Origin of the sequence: Methylophaga sp. UBA2513, assembly GCF_002341285.1 — a bacterium.
Taxonomy (GTDB): Bacteria; Pseudomonadota; Gammaproteobacteria; order Nitrosococcales; family Methylophagaceae; genus Methylophaga; species Methylophaga marina.
In genome coordinates this window covers 1-22,333 of sequence record NZ_DDNT01000006.1, presented here as the reverse complement: position 1 = coordinate 22,333, position 22,333 = coordinate 1, and the positions used below count along the sequence as shown (strand labels likewise).

24 protein-coding genes are annotated in these 22,333 nt (G+C 43.7%); all 24 read left to right on the top strand.

From position 1 onward, the window contains the following. Positions 1-2: 2 nt before the first annotated feature. The 24 genes from metK (at position 3) to B3V56_RS01760 (ending at position 21,372) form a co-directional block, all read left to right on the top strand. A complete protein-coding gene (gene metK, locus B3V56_RS01875; RefSeq protein WP_289282362.1) occupies positions 3-1,163 on the top strand; it encodes a methionine adenosyltransferase in 1,161 nt (386 codons plus the stop codon). 21 nt (positions 1,164-1,184) lie between these two features. After that, positions 1,185-2,495 carry an adenosylhomocysteinase gene (ahcY, locus tag B3V56_RS01870; protein ID WP_289282361.1) on the top strand — a complete coding sequence of 437 codons (1,311 nt, stop codon included), beginning with the start codon at positions 1,185-1,187 and terminating at the stop codon, positions 2,493-2,495. A 63-nt stretch (positions 2,496-2,558) separates the two neighbouring features. Continuing rightward, positions 2,559-3,410 carry a methylenetetrahydrofolate reductase [NAD(P)H] gene (gene metF, locus B3V56_RS01865; RefSeq protein ID WP_289282360.1) on the top strand — a complete coding sequence of 284 codons (852 nt, stop codon included), beginning with the start codon at positions 2,559-2,561 and terminating at the stop codon, positions 3,408-3,410. 94 nt (positions 3,411-3,504) lie between these two features. Beyond that, complete coding sequence (locus B3V56_RS01860) at positions 3,505-4,959, top strand: RNA polymerase factor sigma-54 (protein WP_289282359.1); 1,455 nt, start codon at positions 3,505-3,507, stop codon at positions 4,957-4,959. Between the two features lie 35 nt (positions 4,960-4,994). After that, positions 4,995-5,321 carry a ribosome hibernation-promoting factor, HPF/YfiA family gene (gene hpf / locus B3V56_RS01855; protein WP_286303572.1) on the top strand — a complete coding sequence of 109 codons (327 nt, stop codon included), beginning with the start codon at positions 4,995-4,997 and terminating at the stop codon, positions 5,319-5,321. Between the two features lie 16 nt (positions 5,322-5,337). Beyond that, entirely contained in the window at positions 5,338-5,799 is a 462-nt protein-coding gene (locus tag B3V56_RS01850; RefSeq protein ID WP_286303571.1) for a PTS sugar transporter subunit IIA, read from the top strand. A 2-nt stretch (positions 5,800-5,801) separates the two neighbouring features. Continuing rightward, positions 5,802-6,320, top strand: a complete 519-nt coding sequence (locus tag B3V56_RS01845; protein WP_289283915.1) for an HPr kinase/phosphorylase — start codon at positions 5,802-5,804, stop codon at positions 6,318-6,320. Between the two features lie 117 nt (positions 6,321-6,437). Next, on the top strand, positions 6,438-6,845 hold the full coding sequence (locus B3V56_RS01840; RefSeq protein ID WP_289245346.1) for a PTS sugar transporter subunit IIA: 408 nt from the start codon (positions 6,438-6,440) through the stop codon (positions 6,843-6,845). Next, positions 6,842-7,111, top strand: coding sequence for an HPr family phosphocarrier protein (locus B3V56_RS01835; RefSeq protein WP_286303566.1), 270 nt, complete (start codon positions 6,842-6,844; stop codon positions 7,109-7,111). The genes B3V56_RS01840 and B3V56_RS01835 overlap by 4 nt, the downstream gene beginning before the upstream one ends. Continuing rightward, positions 7,108-8,856 (top strand): phosphoenolpyruvate--protein phosphotransferase, encoded by a 1,749-nt coding sequence (gene ptsP / locus B3V56_RS01830; RefSeq protein WP_286303565.1) that lies wholly within the window; start codon positions 7,108-7,110, stop codon positions 8,854-8,856. Before B3V56_RS01835 ends, ptsP begins: the two co-directional genes overlap by 4 nt. 176 nt (positions 8,857-9,032) lie before the next feature. Next, positions 9,033-10,391 carry a magnesium transporter gene (gene mgtE, locus B3V56_RS01825; protein WP_289245343.1) on the top strand — a complete coding sequence of 453 codons (1,359 nt, stop codon included), beginning with the start codon at positions 9,033-9,035 and terminating at the stop codon, positions 10,389-10,391. A gap of 24 nt (positions 10,392-10,415) precedes the next feature. Then, positions 10,416-11,513 carry a chorismate synthase gene (gene aroC, locus B3V56_RS01820; RefSeq protein WP_289281893.1) on the top strand — a complete coding sequence of 366 codons (1,098 nt, stop codon included), beginning with the start codon at positions 10,416-10,418 and terminating at the stop codon, positions 11,511-11,513. 9 nt (positions 11,514-11,522) lie between these two features. Beyond that, the gene (locus B3V56_RS01815; RefSeq protein ID WP_289245341.1) at positions 11,523-12,686 is read left to right on the top strand and encodes an MFS transporter; all 1,164 of its coding nucleotides are present in this window, start codon (positions 11,523-11,525) and stop codon (positions 12,684-12,686) included. A gap of 124 nt (positions 12,687-12,810) precedes the next feature. Further along, positions 12,811-14,160 (top strand): Na(+)-translocating NADH-quinone reductase subunit A, encoded by a 1,350-nt coding sequence (locus tag B3V56_RS01810; RefSeq protein WP_289281895.1) that lies wholly within the window; start codon positions 12,811-12,813, stop codon positions 14,158-14,160. A 3-nt stretch (positions 14,161-14,163) separates the two neighbouring features. Beyond that, complete coding sequence (locus B3V56_RS01805; protein ID WP_289245339.1) at positions 14,164-15,372, top strand: NADH:ubiquinone reductase (Na(+)-transporting) subunit B; 1,209 nt, start codon at positions 14,164-14,166, stop codon at positions 15,370-15,372. 4 nt (positions 15,373-15,376) lie between these two features. Then, positions 15,377-16,201 carry a Na(+)-translocating NADH-quinone reductase subunit C gene (locus B3V56_RS01800; protein WP_286303561.1) on the top strand — a complete coding sequence of 275 codons (825 nt, stop codon included), beginning with the start codon at positions 15,377-15,379 and terminating at the stop codon, positions 16,199-16,201. Positions 16,202-16,204: 3 nt separating this feature from the next. Next, a complete protein-coding gene (locus B3V56_RS01795) occupies positions 16,205-16,867 on the top strand; it encodes an NADH:ubiquinone reductase (Na(+)-transporting) subunit D (protein ID WP_286303560.1) in 663 nt (220 codons plus the stop codon). Continuing rightward, positions 16,868-17,476 carry an NADH:ubiquinone reductase (Na(+)-transporting) subunit E gene (gene nqrE / locus B3V56_RS01790; RefSeq protein WP_286303559.1) on the top strand — a complete coding sequence of 203 codons (609 nt, stop codon included), beginning with the start codon at positions 16,868-16,870 and terminating at the stop codon, positions 17,474-17,476. Then, positions 17,476-18,693, top strand: coding sequence for an NADH:ubiquinone reductase (Na(+)-transporting) subunit F (gene nqrF, locus B3V56_RS01785; protein ID WP_289281897.1), 1,218 nt, complete (start codon positions 17,476-17,478; stop codon positions 18,691-18,693). The genes nqrE and nqrF overlap by 1 nt, the downstream gene beginning before the upstream one ends. Continuing rightward, on the top strand, positions 18,694-18,891 hold the full coding sequence (nqrM, locus tag B3V56_RS01780; protein ID WP_286303557.1) for a (Na+)-NQR maturation NqrM: 198 nt from the start codon (positions 18,694-18,696) through the stop codon (positions 18,889-18,891). A 21-nt stretch (positions 18,892-18,912) separates the two neighbouring features. Beyond that, on the top strand, positions 18,913-19,374 hold the full coding sequence (locus tag B3V56_RS01775) for a CBS domain-containing protein (protein WP_289281898.1): 462 nt from the start codon (positions 18,913-18,915) through the stop codon (positions 19,372-19,374). A 63-nt stretch (positions 19,375-19,437) separates the two neighbouring features. Then, entirely contained in the window at positions 19,438-19,653 is a 216-nt protein-coding gene (locus tag B3V56_RS01770; RefSeq protein ID WP_286303555.1) for a DUF2007 domain-containing protein, read from the top strand. A 63-nt stretch (positions 19,654-19,716) separates the two neighbouring features. Next, positions 19,717-20,670 carry a cysteine synthase A gene (cysK, locus tag B3V56_RS01765; RefSeq protein WP_286303554.1) on the top strand — a complete coding sequence of 318 codons (954 nt, stop codon included), beginning with the start codon at positions 19,717-19,719 and terminating at the stop codon, positions 20,668-20,670. Between the two features lie 330 nt (positions 20,671-21,000). Beyond that, positions 21,001-21,372, top strand: coding sequence for a cupin domain-containing protein (locus B3V56_RS01760; RefSeq protein WP_289281899.1), 372 nt, complete (start codon positions 21,001-21,003; stop codon positions 21,370-21,372). Positions 21,373-22,333 lie beyond the last annotated feature (961 nt).

Genomic DNA, 22,333 nt, shown 5'->3' with positions numbered 1-22,333 from the left:
CTATGAGTAGCAATTATCTTTTCACTTCTGAATCTGTATCGGAAGGCCACCCAGACAAAGTTGCCGATCAAATTTCAGATGCCATCTTGGATGAAATTCTTCGCCAAGATCTCCATGCTCGCGTGGCTTGTGAAACATTAGTAAAGACAGGCACCGCCATCGTTGCTGGTGAAATCAGTACTTCAGCATGGGTCGATCTCGAAGATGTTGTTCGTAAAACCATCACCGATATCGGTTATAACAGCTCAGATGTGGGTTTTGATGGTCAAACCTGTGCGGTTATGTCTCTGATTGGTAAACAATCCTCTGACATCGCCATGGGCGTTGATAGAGACACAGAAGAAAATCAGGGCGCGGGTGACCAGGGTTTAATGTTTGGTTATGCCAGTAACGAAACTGATGTTCTCATGCCAGCACCGATTACTTACGCACACCGTCTGGTAAAACGCCAATCAGAGGTTCGTAAAAATGGCGAGTTAAGCTGGCTACGTCCAGATGCCAAAAGTCAGGTGACATTCATCTATGAAGATGGAAAACCTGTTGGTATTGATGCCGTTGTATTATCCACACAGCACAGCCCGGATATTTCACAAGCCAGTCTTCATGAAGCGGTGATGGAAAGCATTATCAAACCCACACTGCCCGCTGAATGGCTAACTAAAGATACAAAAATCCATATCAACCCTACCGGACAATTTATTATCGGTGGTCCTGTCGGCGACTGTGGTCTGACAGGCAGAAAAATCATCGTTGATACCTATGGTGGTATGGCTCGTCATGGTGGTGGTGCTTTCTCTGGTAAAGACCCATCAAAAGTCGATCGCAGTGCGGCTTATGCAGGTCGTTATGTAGCGAAGAACATTGTTGCCGCAGGCTTAGCCGATCGCTGTGAAATCCAGGTGTCTTATGCCATTGGTGTGGCTGATCCGACCTCTATCAGTGTAGAGACATTTGGTACCGGAAAAATTTCTCAAGAAAAACTGGTCGCCCTGGTTCGTGAATACTTTGATTTACGACCAGTTGGCTTAATTAAGATGCTCGATTTAATCAAACCTATCTACCAACCAACAGCGGCTTATGGTCACTTTGGCCGTGAAGATGTTGATTTTAGCTGGGAAAGAACAGATATGGCAGATGTATTACGCGACGCTGCCGGTTTATAAAAGAATTTGAGGAAACGAACAATGGAATCACCAATCGAAAATTTAACCCCTGATTATAAAGTTGCTGACATCAGCTTGGCTAAATGGGGCCATCAAGAAATTAAAATTGCTGAAAGCGAAATGCCAGGTCTAATGGCCTTACGTGAAGAGTATGCTGGCCAAGCGCCACTGAAAGGTGCTCGTATCGCCGGCTGCTTACATATGACGATTCAGACAGCCGTATTGATTGAAACCTTAGTCGAACTCGGCGCTGAAGTTCGCTGGTCATCATGCAATATTTTCTCGACACAAGACCATGCCGCAGCCGCAATTGCTGATCAAGGTATTCCAGTATTTGCCTGGAAAGGTGAGACAGAAGAAGAAGCGGTTTGGTGTATCGAACAAACGATCATGGGTCCAGACAACTGGCGTCCTAATATGATTCTGGACGATGGTGGTGACTTAACCCAAATCATGCATGATAAATATTCAGAATTATTAAATGACGTGAAAGGCCTGTCAGAAGAAACAACAACCGGTGTTCACCGTCTGTATGAAATGATGAAAGCAGGCACATTGAAAGTGCCAGCCATTAACGTCAATGACTCTGTCACTAAATCCAAGTTTGATAACCTTTATGGTTGCCGTGAATCACTACTCGACGGTATTAAACGCGCCACGGACGTGATGATCGCCGGCAAAATCTGCGTTGTTTTAGGTTACGGTGATGTGGGTAAAGGCTGTGCACAGGCATTCCGTGGCATGGGCGCCACCGTTATGGTGACTGAAATTGATCCAATCTGTGCGCTTCAAGCCAGCATGGAAGGCTATCGTATTGTTTCTATGGATGATGTGGCAGCAATGGGCGATATCTTCGTCACCACAACAGGTAACATCGATGTTATCAACCATGACCATATGCTGAAGATGAAAAATGAAGCCATCGTTTGCAATATTGGTCACTTTGATTCAGAAATTGATGTCGCTTCCCTGCGTAAATATGAATGGGAGAACATCAAGCCGCAAGTTGATCACGTTATCTTCCCTGATGGTAAACGCATCATTCTGTTAGCTGAAGGTCGTCTGGTGAATCTTGGCTGTGCAACCGGTCATCCAAGCTTTGTGATGTCAGCCTCGTTCACTAACCAAGTCATGGCCCAAATCGAGTTATGGCAAAATACAGACAATTATGAAAATAAAGTCTACGTATTACCGAAAAAACTGGATGAAAAAGTCGCACAACTGCACTTGGGTCGGATTGGTGCCAACCTGACTACGCTGACAGACGAGCAATCAAAATATCTGGGGCTGGAAAAAACAGGCCCATTCAAACCTGAACACTACAGATATTAATCTTTAATCAATCTAAAAATGGGCTGAGTTTTCAGCCCATTTTTCTAATCAAAGTTAATGGATATGGCCAAAAACCTCACTTTAAGCTGCGAATTCTTTCCCCCAAAAACGGAAAAAGGCATTGCCAATTTAAGTAGTGTCCGAGAACAGCTTGCCCCTCTTAAACCTGAGTTTTTCTCAGTGACCTTTGGCGCAGGCGGTTCAACACAAGACAATACGATGGATGCGGTTATAGACATTCAAAAGCAGCATGCAGTGACCAACATTGATGCCGCCCCCCACCTTTCTTGTGTAGGCTCATCCGCAGAACGTATCCGTGTATTACTGGATACCTATCGCAATAATAATATTCACCGCATTGTCGCACTTCGTGGTGATCTGCCATCAGGTATGCAAGCACCAGGTGACTTTCGTTATGCCAGTGAGCTTGTTGAGTTTATTCGAAAAGAAACAGGTGACTTCTTTACCATCGAAGTAGCCGCCTATCCTGAAGTACACCCGCAAGCACAGTCTGCTGAACATGACCTTATCAACTTCAAACGTAAAGTGGATGCAGGTGCGAATAGTGCGATTACACAATATTTCTACAATATTGATGCATATCGTTATTTTGTTGATGCCTGTGAACAACAAGGCATTGATATTCCTATCATTCCGGGCATTATGCCCATCAATAACTATGCCCAGCTGGCTCGATTTTCAGCAGGTTGTGGTGCCGAAATCCCTCGATGGCTTCGCAAGAAACTGGAAGCTTTTTACGATGATACGGCATCAATGACTGCGTTCACCGTTGATTTTTTAACTGACTTTACTCAGCAATTAATCGATTTGGGTGTACCTGGTATACATTTCTACACCATGAATAAGGTTGACCCGACACTCACCATTTGTGATCGTTTAGGCCTGATTAAATAAATCTACAGTTAAGATTTTGTATGTAGCTGTAGGCAATGGCATAAGACTTGCGGTAACATATTTACATGGTCGTCAAAACACATAAAGAATTCTCGTGAAACCCTCATTACAGCTGCGTGTAGGCCAGAGTCTGTCAATGACTCCGCAATTACAGCAAGCCATTCGTTTGCTGCAATTGTCTTCGCTTGAGTTACAAACAGAAATTCAGGAAGCACTCGAAACCAACCCTTTGCTCGAAGTTGAAGAAGACTTTGAAGTTGACGAGAACGCACGCAAATCAAACACCGAAGATCAGACCAGTCGCGAAATCAGTGAGCTCGACAATCAGAATATTCCCGAAGATCTTCCTGTAGATAGTCAGTGGGAAGATACCTACGATTATCAACCCGTCAGTACCAGTAACAGCAATGTTATTCATGACGGTGATATGGAACGCGAGAATCAGGACGAGAGCACTGACTCGCTACAGCAACACCTGCTTTGGCAAATGCGACTGACTCATTTCACTGAAATCGAAGAAGCTATCGCGACTATCATTATTGATTCAATTGAAGATGATGGCTACCTGAAAACTTCTCTCGACGATATCCAAGCAAGCTTAGGTGAAGAATTTGCTGAAATAGAGTTAGATGAAATCGAGACCGTGCTTCACCGTATACAGCATTTTGATCCTGTCGGCGTGGCAGCCAGAGACTTACGTGAATGTTTACTGATTCAACTTCGGGTGTATCAAGCCTCAGGTCTACCTCACATTGATCTGATGAGAGAGTTAATTGATAAACATCTGGATACATTGGCCAAACGCGACTACGCCCAAATTAAGCGTGCTTTGAAAGTGTCGGATGATGAATTGACCGAATTGGTTCGCTCTATCCAGCTTTTAAACCCGCGCCCCGGCAGTCAAATCCAGACAGATACAACGGAATATATCGTTCCAGACGTGTACGCCAGAAAATCAAAAAGTCAGTGGGTCTTATCTCTTAATCCTGATAATGCCCCACGCTTGCAAATAGCTGAACACTACGCGCAACTGATCAATCGGGCTGATAACAGTGCCGAAAACACCTATCTGAAAAATAATCTGCAGGAAGCACGCTGGTTTCTGAAAAGCTTACAAAGCCGCAACGAAACCTTATTAAAAGTCACCGAAGCGATTATTGACAGACAAAAAGACTTTCTCGATTTTGGTGAAGAAGCGATGAAGCCGCTGGTATTGGCCGATATTGCTGAAGCTGTGGAAATGCACGAATCAACGATTTCCAGGGTCACAACGCGCAAATACTTACATACACCTCGCGGAATTTTTGAACTGAAATACTTTTTCTCCAGCCATGTCAGTACTGAGGCCGGCGGAGAATGTTCAGCTACAGCGATTCGCGCTATCATCAAAAAACTGGTTGCAGCTGAAAATCCACGAAAACCATTGAGCGACAGTAAAATTGCCGATATCCTCGGAGAACAAGGTATTAATGTCGCCAGACGAACAATTGCAAAATATCGTGAAACGTTGGCAATTGCGCCATCGAATGAGCGTAAACGACTGGTGTAAAACCAGTTATCATCACTCAAAAGGAGTCCAACATTATGCAGTTAAATTTAAGCGGACAACATATCGAAATCACTGACAGCTTACGCGATCACGTCAACAAAAAATTCGAAAAACTGACTCGCCATTTTGATCACATGACCAATGTTCATGTTGTGTTATCAGTAGAAAAACAACGTCAGAAAGCGGAAGCGACTGTTCATGTCAGCGGCGCAGACTTGTTCGCCTCAGATGAAAATGAAAACATGTATTCTGCTATTGAGAATCTGGTTGCCAAGCTGGACCGTCAAATCATTAAACACAAAGATAAAATCACCGATCATCATCAGTCAGTCGGTGCCGAAATGAAGCACAACGTCAACTAATAAGAGATTCTTTTTTATGCTAATTGCCGCATTATTGGTTAACGCTGACAGTATCAGCTTTCATGACAATGCTACGAGCAAAAAGAAAGTACTGGAAAACTTAAGTCAGAAGTTAGCCAGTAATACGAATGCGACAACAGCAGAAAAAATATTTCAGGTGTTATTAGAACGAGAAAGACTAGGCAGTACAGGTCTGGGCAAGGGCGTGGCTATACCTCACGCCCGAGTCCCCGGACTGACTCATACCATCGCCGCTATGCTCACACTCGAAACACCCGTTCCTTTTGAATCCGTTGACAACCAACCTATCGATATTGCTTTTGGTTTACTCGTGCCTGAAGAAGATACCGACCATCACCTACAACATTTGTCACGCCTCGTGACTTTATTTCGCGATCCGGAAATCTGCCAGAAACTGCGCAATGCAAATAGCGCAGAACAGATTTTTGAGTTACTGCTCTCCATCGACGAAGATTAATCGTGCCTCAAACTAGCCAACACCTCTCACTTCATGGAGTGATGGTCTGTGTTGATGGTTTAGGTGTTCTCATCAAAGGCCCACCAGGCATAGGTAAAAGCAGTCTGGCTCTTCAACTGATTAGTGAAGGTCATCAATTTGTTGCTGATGATGTGGTTGATATTCATCGTCACAAACATGAATTGATAGCGACTGCACCGTCCATACTGAAAGATCTCCTCAATACAAGAGAGCTCGGCACAATCAATATCAGGAAACATTTTGGCAGCGCGCACGTGCTGGATACCTGCCCATTACACTTTCAGCTAAACCTGCATGAGACATTAAAGCAAGTGAGTCAACTTGAAGGAAACCAGAGTGAGGAACAGATTCTGGGCATAGCTACACCAATGCTACACTTGTCATTATCAAATCCATCCTCGCTCAGTATACGGTTGCTGACCTGGTTAAAAATGCAAAGAATGACAAATAATGCGAATGAACAGCTAAAATACCGGCAACAACAGCAAATTCAGCAATGAGCATTTCACATTAACTTGATGACATGTCGTATATCTATTACATTCATTATCGTTTAAAGACAGAGGCAGAGCCAATTTGTCTATCTACAGCCATGGCTGTTTTTATAGAGAACTAATATGACCGTAGGCGTTTTACTCGTTTCGCACAATAACATCGGTACAGAGCTCATCAATACCGCTCGTCAAATGTTATCTTGCTGCCCTCTTCCGACGAAAGTCATTTCTATCGAAACCAAAGATAATCCGGAAGCCATTCGATTAGAAATGGATGAAGACTTAAAAAAACTTGATCAAGGTCACGGTATCCTCATACTGACTGACATGTTCGGTTCAACGCCTAGTAATATAGCGTGCGCCGTATCTGATAGAACAGATATCCGGGTGGTCTCGGGTCTCAACCTTCCTATGCTGATACGTGTTTTGAATTACCCAGCCCTTAATTTAGAAGAGCTCGAAATAAAAGCGTTAAGTGGTGGACAAGAAGGCGTGGTTCGCTGTCATCACACAGGCTACTCAAGAAAATGATGACAAAAACATTCACAATAATTAATAAACTAGGGTTGCATGCCAGAGCTGCAGCTAAATTCGTCACAACGGCATCAGCTCACCAAGCAGACATTACCGTCTCAAGAGAAAACAGAACGGTGAATGGAAAAAGCATTATGGGTGTAATGATGCTGGCAGCCGCAAAAGGCTCTGAAATCACAGTCACTGCAGAAGGTGCAGATGCGGAACAAGCATTAGCCTCCTTGGATACCCTGATAAATGATTATTTTGGAGAAGGTGAATGACACTTGAGTTGCAAGGTATTGGCGTCTCTCGTGGCATTGCTATGGGCCGTGCCCATATTCTTTTTCATAATCAACCAGATGTTCGTGAATATCTCATACCGGCTTTTGCTATTGAACAGGAAGTGGATCGTTTTCTTGATGCCATTGATCAAGCAAAACAACAATTAAAATCCATTCGTAATCATATTCCAGCAAATGCCCCAGCTGATGTCACTTCTTTCATTGATACACATCTATTAATGTTAAGCGACTCTTCGCTGAATAAGATTCCGGTCGACATGATCCGTCAGCGCCGTTGTAATGCCGAATGGGCTTTGCAATTACAGCGTGACGCTTTGATCAATGTCTTTAATGAAATGGACGATCCTTATCTCCGTACACGCCGTGATGATGTGGATCATGTGGTCAACCGTATTCATCGTATTCTGGCAGATCAAGAAGTCGCTGATCACGAAATTCCTGATGGCCGGCTCAAGGGCCACATCATTATCGCCGAAGATCTGACCCCGGCAGATACCGTACTGATGCAACATCAGGGAATTGTGGCTTTTGTCACCGAACACGGTGGCGCGACATCTCACACAACTATCTTAGCGAGAAGTTTAGGTATTCCAGCCATCGTAGGTGTTGAGTCAGTCCGACGCTATGTACAGGATAACGAACCACTGATTGTCGATGGCGAGACAGGTGTGATGCTATTGGGGGCAGATGAACGCACCCAATTTGAATATGAAGGCAGATTGATTGCTTTCCGTGAGCATATCTCCTCACTCAGTCGATATAAATCTCAACCCACTAAAACACGTGATGGCAAATCCGTCACACTATTAGCTAATGCCGAATTGCCAGAGGATGTCACCACTATCAGTAGTGCCGGCGCTCAAGGTATAGGGCTTTACCGTACTGAGTTCTTATACATGAACCGGTTGTCCCCTCCTGAGGAGGAAGAGCAATTGTCAGCATACCGTGATGTGGTTGAAGGTATGAATAATCAGCCAGTCACCATACGTACCTTTGACCTTGGCGCAGATAAAACAGTCGATGGTGGACGCAACCTGAACCAGACGGTTGTGACCAATCCGGCACTGGGCATGCGTGCGATTCGTCTATGTTTGACTCAACCAACCATGTTTCGTACACAATTAAGAGCCATTTTGCGCGCCTCGGCCTATGGCAAAATCAAAATCATGTTCCCGATGATATCGACGGTGAATGAACTATTGCAGGCAAAAAACCTATTGGAACAGTGCAAGCAAGAATTAGATAAAGAACACCTCGAATACGATCATCACATTGAGGTGGGGGCGATGATTGAAGTGCCAGCGAGCGCAGTCTGTGCCGAAATTTTCGCACAGCATGTCGACTTTCTCTCGATTGGTACCAATGATCTCATCCAATATACACTTGCCATCGACCGTATAGATGATCACGTCAACTACCTTTACGACCCGCTGCACCCTGCTGTATTACGACTAATCTATATGACGCTGCAAGCGGGTAAACAGCACAATGTCGATGTATCTATGTGTGGTGAAATGGCTGGTGATCCACGCTATACCAGACTCTTACTTGCCATGGGCTTGGAAAACTTCAGTATGCATCCCAATGCCATACTTGAAGTGAAACAGGTGATAAATGAAACCAATTTGAGTGAATTACCACTCAACACATTGGATATCATGAATACAACTGACCCCTTAGCCCTTGATTTGTTATTAGAAGATATTAATGGCCCCAGTCACTAAGTTAGAAGGTAATAAACATTAGCAAGGCTGTAATGAATGATTTTGATAGGAAAAAATCTCACCAAATCAGAGTATTTCATTAGCCACAAGCTATCTCACGCTATCCAGTAAAGGCTAAGCAAGCTAAAATAAAGCCTAATCACAATCCTAAACACCTCCACCGTTGAGAACTGGATATGTCTGAGCTGGACCACGACCACGCCCTTAATCAATCAATCAATGCTTTATCCGATGCATTGCAAAGCGGACGTTTTGTCAGAATGCGTCGTTTACTGGCGGGCCTGCATCCGGCAGAAACAGCTCATTTACTTGAATCTTTACCACCTAACGAAAGAAAAATCTGCTGGCCCCTGATTAATCCCGATCTGCGTGGTGAGGTTCTATCCTATATTGGTGAAGAAGTCCGTACCGATCTGATGACGGATATGGACACGGCCGATCTCATCAATGCCACCGAAGACCTTGATACAGACGATATCGCCGATATTCTGCAGGATCTCCCCGATCATGTTGTGCATGAAATATTACGTGCGATGGACATTCAACACAGGCGTCGTGTTGAAGCCGTTTTAGCCTATGACGAGGATAGCGCCGGTGGTTTGATGAACACCGACGTCACCACCGTCAGGACGGATATCACCTTAGAAGTCGTTTTACGTTATTTACGTATGCTCGGTGAGTTACCGGAAAATACCGACAGCTTATACGTGGTTGACCACAATGATCACTACCTTGGCACGTTAAGGCTCTCTCAGGTTGTCAGTCGAAGTCGCTCATTATTGGTCAGTGAAGTCATGTCACATCAAGTGGATCCTATTCCAGCAAATATGACTGATCGTGATGTGGCAAGACGATTTGAAAAACATGACCTGATTTCTGCACCAGTGGTAGATAAAGATAACCGTCTACTTGGTCGTATCACGATTGATGACGTTGTAGACGTTATTCGTGATGAAGCAGAGCACTCCATGTTAAGCATGGCGGGCTTAGGCGAAGATGAAGATACTTTCGCAACAGTGAAAAAAAGCGTCAATCGCCGCTCCATCTGGCTCGCTGTTAACTTAATTACAGCTTTTCTTGCCTCATGGGTAATTGGTCTGTTTGAAACAACTATCCAAAAACAAGTCGCGCTGGCTGTTCTTATGCCAATCGTTGCCAGCATGGGGGGGATAGCCGGTAGTCAAACATTAACACTCGTTATTCGCTCGATGGCATTAGGTCAGTTGAACAGCAAAAATGAGCGCTGGCTGTTGCGCAAAGAAATGTTAGTAGGCGCCACCAATGGTTTGATATGGGCGACGGCTATCGCAGTAGTGACTGTGATCTGGTTTAATAGCCTGTCTTTGGGCCTGCTTATAGGGAGCGCCATCGTTATTAATTTAGTCGCAGCCGCACTAGCTGGGGTCACCATACCACTGGGGCTGAAGCGAATTGGTATCGATCCGGCCCTGTCTGGCAGTGTTTTGCTAACGACCGTTACAGACGTTGTTGGCTTTGTCGCCTTTTTAGGCTTTGCCAAATTATTTATTGTTTAACCTTAATGCCAATCGGAATGAGATATGTCAGGTAATACCTTTGGAAAACTCTTCACTGTGACCACTTTTGGTGAGAGTCATGGACAAGCTTTAGGATGTATCGTAGATGGTTGTCCTCCAGGACTTGAACTCACAGAAGCGGATCTCCAAAGAGATTTAGACCGTCGGCGCCCAGGTAAATCGCGCCATGAAACACAACGCCGTGAGCCTGACCAAGTTAAGATTCTATCTGGTGTATTTGAAGGCAAAACAACAGGCACGCCTATTGGGATGTTGATTGAAAACGTTGATCAACGATCCAAAGATTACGGCAACATCATGCATCAGTTCAGACCAGCGCATGCGGATTACACTTACCACCAAAAATACGGCATGCGTGATTATCGTGGCGGTGGTCGTTCTTCAGCACGAGAAACCGCCATGCGTGTCGCTGCCGGCGGTATTGCCAAAAAATACCTTCGAGAACGTTATGGCATTGAAATACAGGCGTATTTATCACAACTGGGACCGATAAAAGTCGATACATTAGACTGGTCACATGTTGAAAAAAGTGCCTTTTTTTCACCTGATCCAGATAAAGAATCTGAACTCGAAAACTATATGGATGCCTTACGTAAAGAAGGCAACTCAGTTGGAGCCAGAATTAATGTTGTGGCTCGTCATGTTCCTGTTGGTTTGGGCGAACCCATATTTGATCGTATTGATGCCGATATCGCCCATGCGATGATGAGTATCAATGCAGTGAAGGGCGTTGAGATCGGCGCTGGCTTTGATGCGGTTACTCAAAAAGGAACTGAACATCGAGATGAAATCACGGCTGATGGGTTCCTCAGTAATCATGCAGGTGGCACATTAGGTGGCATCACCAGCGGTCAGGATTTACTTGTCAGTATTGCTTTAAAGCCAACTTCTAGTTTACGTTTGCCTGGTCGTAGTATTGATACTCAAGGAAATGCGATTGAAGTTGTGACTAAAGGTCGCCATGATCCTTGCGTCGGTATCCGAGCCACGCCTATTGCAGAAGCAATGTTGGCACTAGTTCTGATGGATCACGTTTTACGTCATCGTGCACAAAATATGGATGTCGTAACTGATACGCCGATCATTCCAGGCCAAGCATAAATCGTTCAGGTGCCTTTATCCCAATTGCCATACTGGCGCCTGTCCGGCTTTTACTTCTTCTATTTTGCCTGTCTGGGGATCTTAGTCCCCTACTGGAGTCTATATCTAAAATGGGAAGGATTTAGTCCGAGTCAAATTGGTGAGCTGACAGCCATCTTGATGGGCTCAAGAATTATCGCACCCAATATTTGGGGATGGATAGCAGACCATTACGATCGCCGAATGCGTATTGTAAGGCTCGCTAGCTTTGCCACCATCATCGTATTTTCGGCTATATTCATCGAGCAATCATACCTCGCCGTAGCCATAATTTTGATGCTATTCAGCTTCTTCTGGAATGCATCGTTACCCCAGGTTGAAGTCACCACATTGCAACACCTCGGTGAAGATAGTCATTATTACAGTAAAGTGCGTTTATGGGGGTCAATTGGCTTTATCACCATTGTCGTGATTTTAGGCAATTTACTAGAGCATTTTGAACCTGACATTGTCCCTACAGCACTGCTCTTTAGTGTCATTGGTATCTGGCTATTTAGCCTCACAGTACCGGAATCAGCAAAGACCGCTCATCACCAAACAACGTCGTTAAGAACCTTATTAAAAAGACCCAGCGTGATTGCTTTTTTGCTGGTTTGCTTATTGATGCAAGCAAGTCATGGTCCCTACTACACCTTCTATACCATTTACCTTGAACAGTATGATTACAGTAGCAGCTTGATTGGACAATTATGGGCGCTCGGTGTTTTAGCTGAAGTGGCCATATTTCTGGTGATGCATCGTTGGCTTCCCAAGTTCGGACTCCGTAATGTCTTCATGGCTAGCCTGTTACTTACAACACTGCGTTGGATTTTGATAGCCCTATTTCCGCAAAACCTTACTGTGCTAATTCTCGCTCAATTATTACATGCTGCAAGTTATGGTAGTTTTCATGCGTCTGCAATTGCTTGGGTTCATCGCCATTTCACAGGGCCAACACAAGGGAGAGGACAAGCCTTATACAGCAGTGCCAGCTTTGGTGCCGGTGGTGTGATTGGCAGCTTATTCAGCGGTTATATGTGGGATAGCCCTGGCGCCATATGGACATTTTTAATTGCTAGCGTGTTTAGCTTTTTAGGGTTCGTTCTTGCCTATAGATGGCTGAAAGAATCTGATCGCATTCAAGCAGATGAATGATTTAAGCTGATATTTATCGGGATTTCTGCTTTCTTTCATCAGAAACAATACTTATACTTACAAGCTGGGAATTTAACGTAACACAGATAGCAGGTACGTCCGTTGTCTCCTGATCAGGTGAAGTATGCATTTCTCGATTAAGAAAGGGCTAGATTTGCCCATCTCGGGGAAACCCGAACAAACTATCTATGATGGCAATAAAGTCAATTCAGTAGCCATATTGGGTAATGAATATGTAGGTATGAAACCTACGATGATGGTGGAAGAAGGCCAGAAAGTTAAACTCGGACAGCCATTATTCACTGATAAAAAGAACCCAGGTGTTCAATTTACCTCCCCCGGAGCAGGCATCGTAAAAGCCATCAATCGTGGTGCGAAACGAGCATTACAATCAGTGATAATTGAGTTAGAGGGTGATGATGAAATCACTTTCGAACAATATGATGCTAACAATCTCGATAATCTAAAGCGTGCAGATATCACAAAAAACTTGATTGACTCAGGTTTATGGCTAGCATTCCGCACACGTCCATACAGCCGCTCCCCAGCTGTTGAAGCTGTCCCTGATGCGATTTTTGTCACGGCCATTGATACCAACCCTCTTGCCGCTGATCCCAGTATTATCATTAGCGAATATGCTGAAGAGTTTAAACATGGTTTAACGATTCTCAGTCAACTGACAGAAGGAAAAGTCTATGTCTGCCAGGCTCCAGACACAGCCCTTCCAGTCAATCAGAAAAATAATATCGAAGTTCATACTTTTTCTGGTCCCCACCCAGCAGGTTTAGCGGGTACACACATTCATTTCCTTGAACCGGTCAGCGCTAGCAAATCAGTGTGGACTATCGGTTATCAAGATGTCATCGCCATTGGTAAGCTTTTCACAACTGGACGCCTCTGGGTTGAGCGCGTTGTTTCTTTTGCCGGACCACTGGTAAACAAGCCTCGCCTAATTCGCACACGTCTGGGAGCTAGCACCCAGGACTTAGTGTTTGGTGAAGTTCAGAATATTCAGTCTCGTATCATTTCTGGTTCTGTGTTGCATGGCCATACGGCTAACAACTGGGCAGCCTATCTAGGCCGTTTTCATAATCAAATCTCAGTGATTGCTGAAAGTGTTGAGCGTGAGTTACTCGGTTGGATTCGTCCCGGTGGTAAAGGCAAATTTTCTTCGCTTAATGTTTTCTTTTCGAGCATTTTTCGTCAAAAAGATGTCCCTTTAACGACATCACAAAATGGCAGTCCCCGTGCGATGGTTCCAGTAGGTGTTTTTGAACGAGTCATGCCACTGGATATTTTGCCGACACAGTTACTGCGCTCTTTGCTGGTTAAAGACACTGATACAGCACAACAGCTGGGCTGTTTGGAACTCGACGAAGAAGATTTGTCATTATGTTCCTTTGTCTGTTCAGGTAAATATGACTATGGCCCAGCACTTAGAACGAATTTGACACAAATTGAGATAGAAGGATAGTTGATGGCACGCTTAAGACGTTTTCTTGATCGTATCGAGCCACAATTTCAGAAAGGCGGCCCATACGAAAAGTATTTCGCGTTATATGAGATGGTGGATACGTTTATTTATTCACCCGCTGATGTAACAAGAGGCTCTCCTCACGTCCGTGATGCTATCGATCTCAAGCGGGTAATGAGCTATGTTGTTGTAGCCACGTTCCCTGTGTTGTTATTGATGCTCTGGAATACAGGTTTTCAAGCCAACAACGCAATTACACAGATGGGCATGACAGACTTAGATGGCTGGCGTAATTGGATAATGAGCTCGTTAGGCATTGCCTACGATCCCAATAGTCTATTCGCTAATATGTTCCACGGGCTGCTTTACTTTTTACCCATGTACATCACCACACTCGTTGCTGGGGGTGTTTTTGAGGTCATCTTTGCAGCAGTCAGGAATCATGAAGTCAATGAAGGTTTCTTAGTCAGTTCCATGCTGTACACCCTCACACTTCCACCTTCAACACCGTTATGGATGGTCGCACTCGGTATCATTTTTGGTGTCGTTTTGGGTAAAGAAGTATTCGGTGGTACGGGTAAAAACTTCCTCAACCCCGCATTAACAGGCCGTGCATTCCTGTACTTTGCCTATCCTGCAGCTATGTCAGGTGACGCAGTATGGACTGCAGTCGATGGCTATACTGGTGCGACCCCATTAGCACTAGCAGCATCAGGTGGCATCGATGCTGTTGAGTCAGCAGGCTATAGCTGGTCTCAAACCTTCTTTGGCATTATGCCTGGCTCATTAGGGGAAACATCAACTCTTGCTATTTTGATCGGTGCTGCTTTTCTCATCTATACCCGTGTAGCCAATTTTAGGATTATTCTCGGCGTATTTTTGGGTATGTTTGCTACAACCCTATTATTTAATCTAATAGGCAGTGATACAAACCCTATGTTTAGTGTACCGTGGTACTGGCATTTAACGATGGGCGGCCTTGCTTTTGGTATGGTCTTTATGGCGACAGACCCTGTCTCAGCAGCAATGACAAATAAAGGCCGATGGATATATGGGGCATTGATTGGTTTTATGGCGATTATGATTCGTGTCGTGAACCCAGCCTTCCCAGAAGGTATTATGCTGGCCATATTATTTGGCAATATTTTCGCCCCCCTGATCGACTATTTTGTTGTTCAGGCCAATATCAAACGCAGATTGAAGCGAAGTTAACATCATGGCTGAAACTAATACAAAAAAAGGATTATTAGGTGGGTTATTAAATTTGCCTAATGATGATCCGAAAAAAACACTCTTTATCGCTATTCTGTTATGTCTGGTTTGTTCAGTCCTGGTATCTACAGCGGCCGTATACTTACGGCCGATACAAGATGATAATAAGAAAGCTGACATCAAAAAGAATATTCTTGCTGTCACAGGCTTAAATGATCAGTCTGGTAGCGTTGATGAATTGTTCAGTCAGTTTGAAGTGAAATTGATTGATCTAGATACAGGTAATTATGCTGACAAGGATATCGATCCCGTTAGTTATGACCAACGTGCGGCATCAGCTGACCCGCAAATGAGCATTAATATTGATGACAAGGATGATATTGCCGGCATTGGTCGTCGCGCTAAGTACGCACCTGTATATATTCTGAAAGATGGTGACAATATTCAACAAGTGGTGCTGCCTGTTCACGGCTATGGTTTATGGTCAACGTTATATGGCTTTTTAGCTCTGGAGAGTGACTTCAACACTATTCGTGGTTTACGCTTCTATCAACATGCTGAAACACCCGGTCTTGGCGGTGAAGTTGACAACCCTAAATGGCGCGCTCAATGGATTGGCAAGAAAGTTTTTGATGAAGAAGGTAATGTAGAAATACGCGTCATTCGTGGGCATGTTGAGCCTAGTACACCTGATGCAGAATATAAAGTTGATGGCTTATCTGGTGCGACATTGACCAGTAATGGTGTCACCAACCTTCTACAATTCTGGTTAGGTGACCAAGGTTTTGGACCTTACCTGAAAAACATGCATTCGGAATTGGGGAAATAACTTATGGCAAGCCAAGCAAAAAATAATGTTATCGATCCTCTCATTGATAACAATCCAATTACACTTCAGGTACTGGGTATCTGCTCTGCATTAGCTGTTACCACTAACATGATGTCTGCACTCATTATGTCATTGGCTTTGACAACAGTAACAGCTTTCTCAGGTGCCTGTATCAGTGCTATCCGTAAACATATTCCTGGTAGTATTCGAATCATCGTCCAGATGACCATCATCGCTTCACTGGTGATTATTGTGGATCAGATACTCAAAGCCTACGCTTTTGAAGCGAGTAAACAGTTGTCTGTTTTTGTTGGCTTAATCATCACTAACTGTATTGTATTAGGTCGTGCAGAAGCATATGCAATGAAAAATCCACCGATGCTAAGCTTTTTGGATGGCATCGGTAACGGCTTAGGCTACAGTCTTATTTTGATGTTGGTGGCATTCTTCCGTGAGCTCTTGGGCGCCGGTAAATTATTTGGCTATCAAGTGATCCCAGTGGCCAATGACGGTGGTTGGTATATCCCAAATGGTCTTATGTTGCTGCCGCCTAGTGCTTTCTTTGTTATTGGCCTACTGATTTGGGCTGTTCGTAGCTGGAAGAAAGAGCAAGTTGAAGCTCCCGACTATCAAATCCATCAAGTTCATCGTACGGAGGTATTGTAGATGGAACATTATCTTAGCCTATTCGTACGCTCAATTTTTATTGAGAACCTGGCTCTATCCTTCTTTTTAGGGATGTGTACATTCCTTGCTGTATCAAAAAAGATTGAAACAGCACTAGGGCTTGGTATCGCTGTCATCATGGTTCAGACGATTACCGTACCGGCAAATAACTTAATTTACCAATATCTACTCAAGGATGGCGCACTGGCTTGGGCAGGCTTACCAGATGTTGACTTAAGCTTCCTTGGGCTCATCAGCTACATCGGCGTTATCGCTGCCATGGTACAAATCCTCGAAATGGCCATGGATAAATATGCCCCCGCCCTGTATAACGCGCTAGGTATTTTCTTACCATTAATCACTGTGAACTGCGCGATTCTTGGGGGAACCCTATTCATGGTTGAACGTGACTACAATCTATCTGAAAGTGCTGTATACGGGGTAGGTAGTGGTCTCGGCTGGGCCATGGCTATTACAGCTATCGCTGGCATACGTGAGAAACTCAAATATTCAGATGTACCTGATGGACTGCAAGGTTTGGGCATTACGTTTATTACCGCAGGACTTATGGCACTTGGTTTTATGGCATTTTCTGGGATTCAATTGTAATGGAAATCGTACTCGGCATCGTACTATTTACCCTTATCATCATGGCCTTAGTATTTTTGATACTAGGAGCACGCTCACGATTAGTCTCAACGGGTGATATTGAAATCGTCATCAATGATGAAAAAACCATCAAGACAAAAGCGGGTAGCAAATTACTAGGCGCACTCGCTGATGCAGATCTATTTGTATCTTCAGCTTGCGGTGGCGGTGGTACTTGCGGACAGTGTAAGGTCAAAATTTTTGAAGGTGGTGGCTCAATCCTTCCGACAGAAGAGTCACACATTACTAAGCGTGAAGCCGCTGAAGGTGACCGTTTATCCTGCCAAGTAGCGGTTAAACAGAACATGAAAATTGAAGTGCCCGAAGAAGTTTTCGGTGTCAAAAAATGGGAATGTACTGTCCGCTCTAATCATAACGTAGCAACCTTTATCAAAGAGCTTGTTCTTGAACTGCCTACAGGTGAAGATGTTAATTTCCGTGCAGGAGGATTTATTCAAATTGAGTGCCCTCCTCATACGGTTGAATATAAAAGCTTCGATGTAGAAGATGATTACCGGGGTGACTGGGATCGCTTTGATATGTGGCGGTATAAGTCTGTAGTAAAAGAAGACGTTGTACGTGCTTATTCAATGGCGAACTATCCTGAAGAGAAAGGCATCATTATGCTGAACGTTCGGATAGCTTCTCCACCACCTGATAACGATGATATTCCACCAGGTCAAATGTCATCTTATATCTTCAATTTAAAACCAGGTGATAAGGTAACCATATCAGGACCATTCGGTGAGTTCTTTGCAAAAGACACTGACAAGGAAATGGTCTTTATTGGTGGTGGTGCGGGTATGGCACCTATGCGTTCACATATTTTCGATCAGCTTCGCAGAATTAAAGCCGATCGTAAGATCAGCTTCTGGTATGGTGCCCGCAGTTTACGTGAGATGTTCTATACCGAAGACTTTGATGAGCTGGCTGCAGAGAATGAAAACTTCACTTGGAATGTGGCCTTATCAGATCCGTTGCCAGAAGATAATTGGCAGGGGTACACTGGCTTTATCCATAACGTGCTGTATGAAAACTATTTGAAGGATCACCCAGCACCTGAGGACTGTGAGTTCTATATGTGTGGTCCACCAATGATGAATGCTGCAGTCATTAATATGCTTGAAGATTTAGGTGTTGAACGTGAAAACATCTTCTTGGATGACTTTGGAGGTTAGATGACAACTTTTATCGCCGCATTTGTATTACTACTGATTATCACTGCTGCAATGGCAATAGGTGTACTATTCGGTCGTTCAGCGATCAAAGGTAGTTGTGGCGGTCTAAATCAAGTTGGATTGAGCGGAAGTTGTGGTGGCGCATGTTCTGCTCAGGAAAAAGAAGCATGCGAAAAGCGAAAAGCACAGCAAAAATAGCACCTATTTGAGGAGGTAAACATGTTAGCACCGTTGAAAGTTAAAGATTACATGAATGGTACTAAAATTACCTTCACGCCAGATATGGACATACTTCGTGCAATTAACCAACTTGTAGAATTTAAACTATCCGGTGCACCGGTCATTGATCATCATGGCAACCTCATCGGTTTCTTATCAGAAAAAGATTGTATGCAAGTTGCTCTTAATGCGGCATATCAAGGTGAAGCAGCGGGTCAAGTCGGAGAATTCATGAACTCTGAATGTGCCACAGCAGATGTTGAAGACTCTATCATCGAAATAGCACAAACCTTTTTATCAACGGTATACAAATGTTTGCCGGTGATAAAAGATAACCGCTTAGTGGGCTCCATCACACGACAAAATATATTACGAGCTCTGCAGACATCATCAAATATCGAAAACAGCAAAAAACCCGCTAAACAATCCACAAAACAACAAATACATGTAACGACAAAATAACGTTTACCACATTGTTTTTTTTAAACTGAGTGCCAGTCTCAATATTAATTGGAGACAAAACGAATGCAACTAGTATTTCGCGCTAATAATATTCTTGAGGCTCACATAGTCGCAGGTTTATTAAAAAGTCACGAAATTGAATGTCATGTTGGCGGACACTTCCTACAAGGCGCGGTTGGTGATCTCCCAGCTACAGATTTTGCTCATGTCTTTGTCGAGCGAGATAACATTGAAGCGGCTCAAGCGATAATTGATGGCTATGAAAATAATTTACTATAAAAGCACCGCAGCTGACTTATAGTAAAAAGCGATATCAATAAGTTAACGAAGCGAATACATAATATGATATATAACAGCATACTCGATACGATAGGCAACACACCTGTTGTTAAATTAAATAATATCGCCCCAGATCATGTGAATATGTATGTAAAGGTTGAGTCCTTCAACCCGATGGGTTCTGTTAAAGACCGTTTAGCATACGCGATTATAGACGATGCTGAAAAACGTGGCGTATTAAAACCTGGTCAAACAGTAGTTGAAGCAACATCAGGCAATACTGGTATTGCGCTCGCTATGGTATGCGCAGCAAAAGGTTATCCTTTTGTCGCAACGATGGTAGAAACCTTTTCAGTAGAAAGACGCAAAATTATGCGTGCTTTAGGCGCAAAGGTCATCCTGACACCAGCCGCAGAGAGCGGCAAAGGCATGGTAAGAAAAGCTGAAGAACTTGCTGAGACATATGGTTGGTTTTTGGCTAAACAGTTCGAAAATCCAGCTAATCCGGCTTATCATCGCAACACAACTGGTCCGGAGATACTCTCTGACTTTGCTGGTAAGCCTCTCGATTATTGGGTTTCAGGTTGGGGGACAGGTGGAACACTTACTGGAGCCGGTGAAATCATCAAAGCCGCTCGCCCAGAGACCAAAATAATTGCAACAGAGCCGGCTGCCGCTTCGATGTTAGCCGGTAATGACTGGGCTCCGCACAAAATCCAAGGTTGGACACCTGATTTTATTCCTGATGTATTAAATCGAAATGTTTATGACGAACTGTACTCAGTCACAGACGATGAAGCTAAAACTTGGGCGCACCGTTTAGCAAGTGAAGAAGGGATTTTTGTTGGCCTATCATGTGGTGGCACTTTAGCTACCGCGATGAAAGTAGCTGAAACTGCAAAGCCTGGAAGTACAATTCTAGCAATGCTCCCGGATACAGGTGAACGCTATTTATCAACGTATCTGTTTGAAGGAATGAATGAAGGCTCCGATGATGATTGGCTAGCAGGTCAATAAGATTCTAAAAATAGCCAAAGCAACTTCATTCATCTAACTACAGTAATGTTATTAGGTTAATAGTAGGGGAGAGATTTTGATAGCCACCCTTTTCTCATCATTTGGAATTTATTTTCTTAAGGCTCTTAATTGAGATTCTTTACTGTTGGCTGCACTCGCGGATTAATCAAATAATCATTTCTAGTTATCGAATCAACATTTTGTTGGTCAATAGCATGGATATATGTTTTAAACTTCTCTGAGTTCGTTAGAATATATCCAGCATGATTTTCTCCATGGACATTGAGCCAGCATCTACTCTGAGAAATTGATTTGAGATCTGACAGTTAAATGACAACTCCCACAATACATCGTTACTCACGAGAGAAAGAGTATTTCTTTTTTGAAGGGTGCTATATAAACGAACTTTCTAATGATTCACATGACTCTGATGTATCAATAGCTCAAGCCAGAGTTTGTCCAGGCGTCACGACACAATGGCATCGTTTAAACGCGACAACAGAACGTTATGTCATTTTAGAAGGGGAAGGATTAGTCGAACTAGGAGATAATCAAGCAGAACTTGTATCTGCAGGGGATATCGTCATTATTCCACCACTAACACCACAACGCATTACTAATAACGGCGGTTGTGATCTGATATTTTTAGCCATTTGCTCGCCAAGATTTACTGAGTCTAATTATCAGCTAGTTAATAAATGAAAGAATATTTTCACGCCGAAGATAGCTTTATCATAACCAATTGACAATACGGTCTGAGGCATCAGAGACAGCTCTACATGTCTGTCTCAGTATGCTTAATGTTTTTTTAAATGTTCCATCTTTCTTGCTCGATATACCGTCTATACGCGATTTCAGTATCTAATTCTCAGAATTATTATCGATTAAGTCTTGGTATAAAGCACCTCTAACGCATACTGCATTAAGGCGCATGGGTACATTTTACAGATAGTACATGAATGTCTTCAGCAATCTGACTTCAGTTCTGCCTCTTCCGGCGGCTAATTTAAAGCCGCCGCCATACGCTTTGGGCAGCCACTAAGTCTATTCAGATTTGGATTCGCATATAACGAACAAAGTAGTACAATTCGCTCAGTGTAGAGCTTAAGAACTGTGAACTAGAGTATGTATGGGCGTTATATGCATGGATGTCATGTATGCCGATAACGTAGGAGCAGTTATCAGTGACCTACTTTGTTTGCCCCATCCCTGGTGCAAATCGCGGCGCGACTTCCCTTCGCTCATCCAAAACATTCCTGATGTTTTTGTTATGTCCATGGATGGCGGTATGTCGCCAATGCAGGAGCGATTGGCGGTCACTTCGTTCAAGTAGGTCACGGTCTAAACATTAGATAAATAAAAACCAGACGACAGATGTCGACTGTTTTTTTTTGTATTAAAGCCTGGCAGTTATTTACACGGATGTCTTGTATGCCGATAACGCAGGAGCCGTTATCAGTGACCTACTTTGATGAAGAGCCTCCCTGTACTTCACCCTTCGGGCAGCTATTGCTGTCCATTTTTGTTCCTGACAAAAATGTCACATGGGCTGCTCCCTGAGTCAAGAGAAGTCATGTCAGGGTTTTAGATATAAAAAAAGCCCATCCGTTTAGATGGGCTTGTTTTATATTAAAGCCTGGCAGTGACCTACTTTCACATGGGA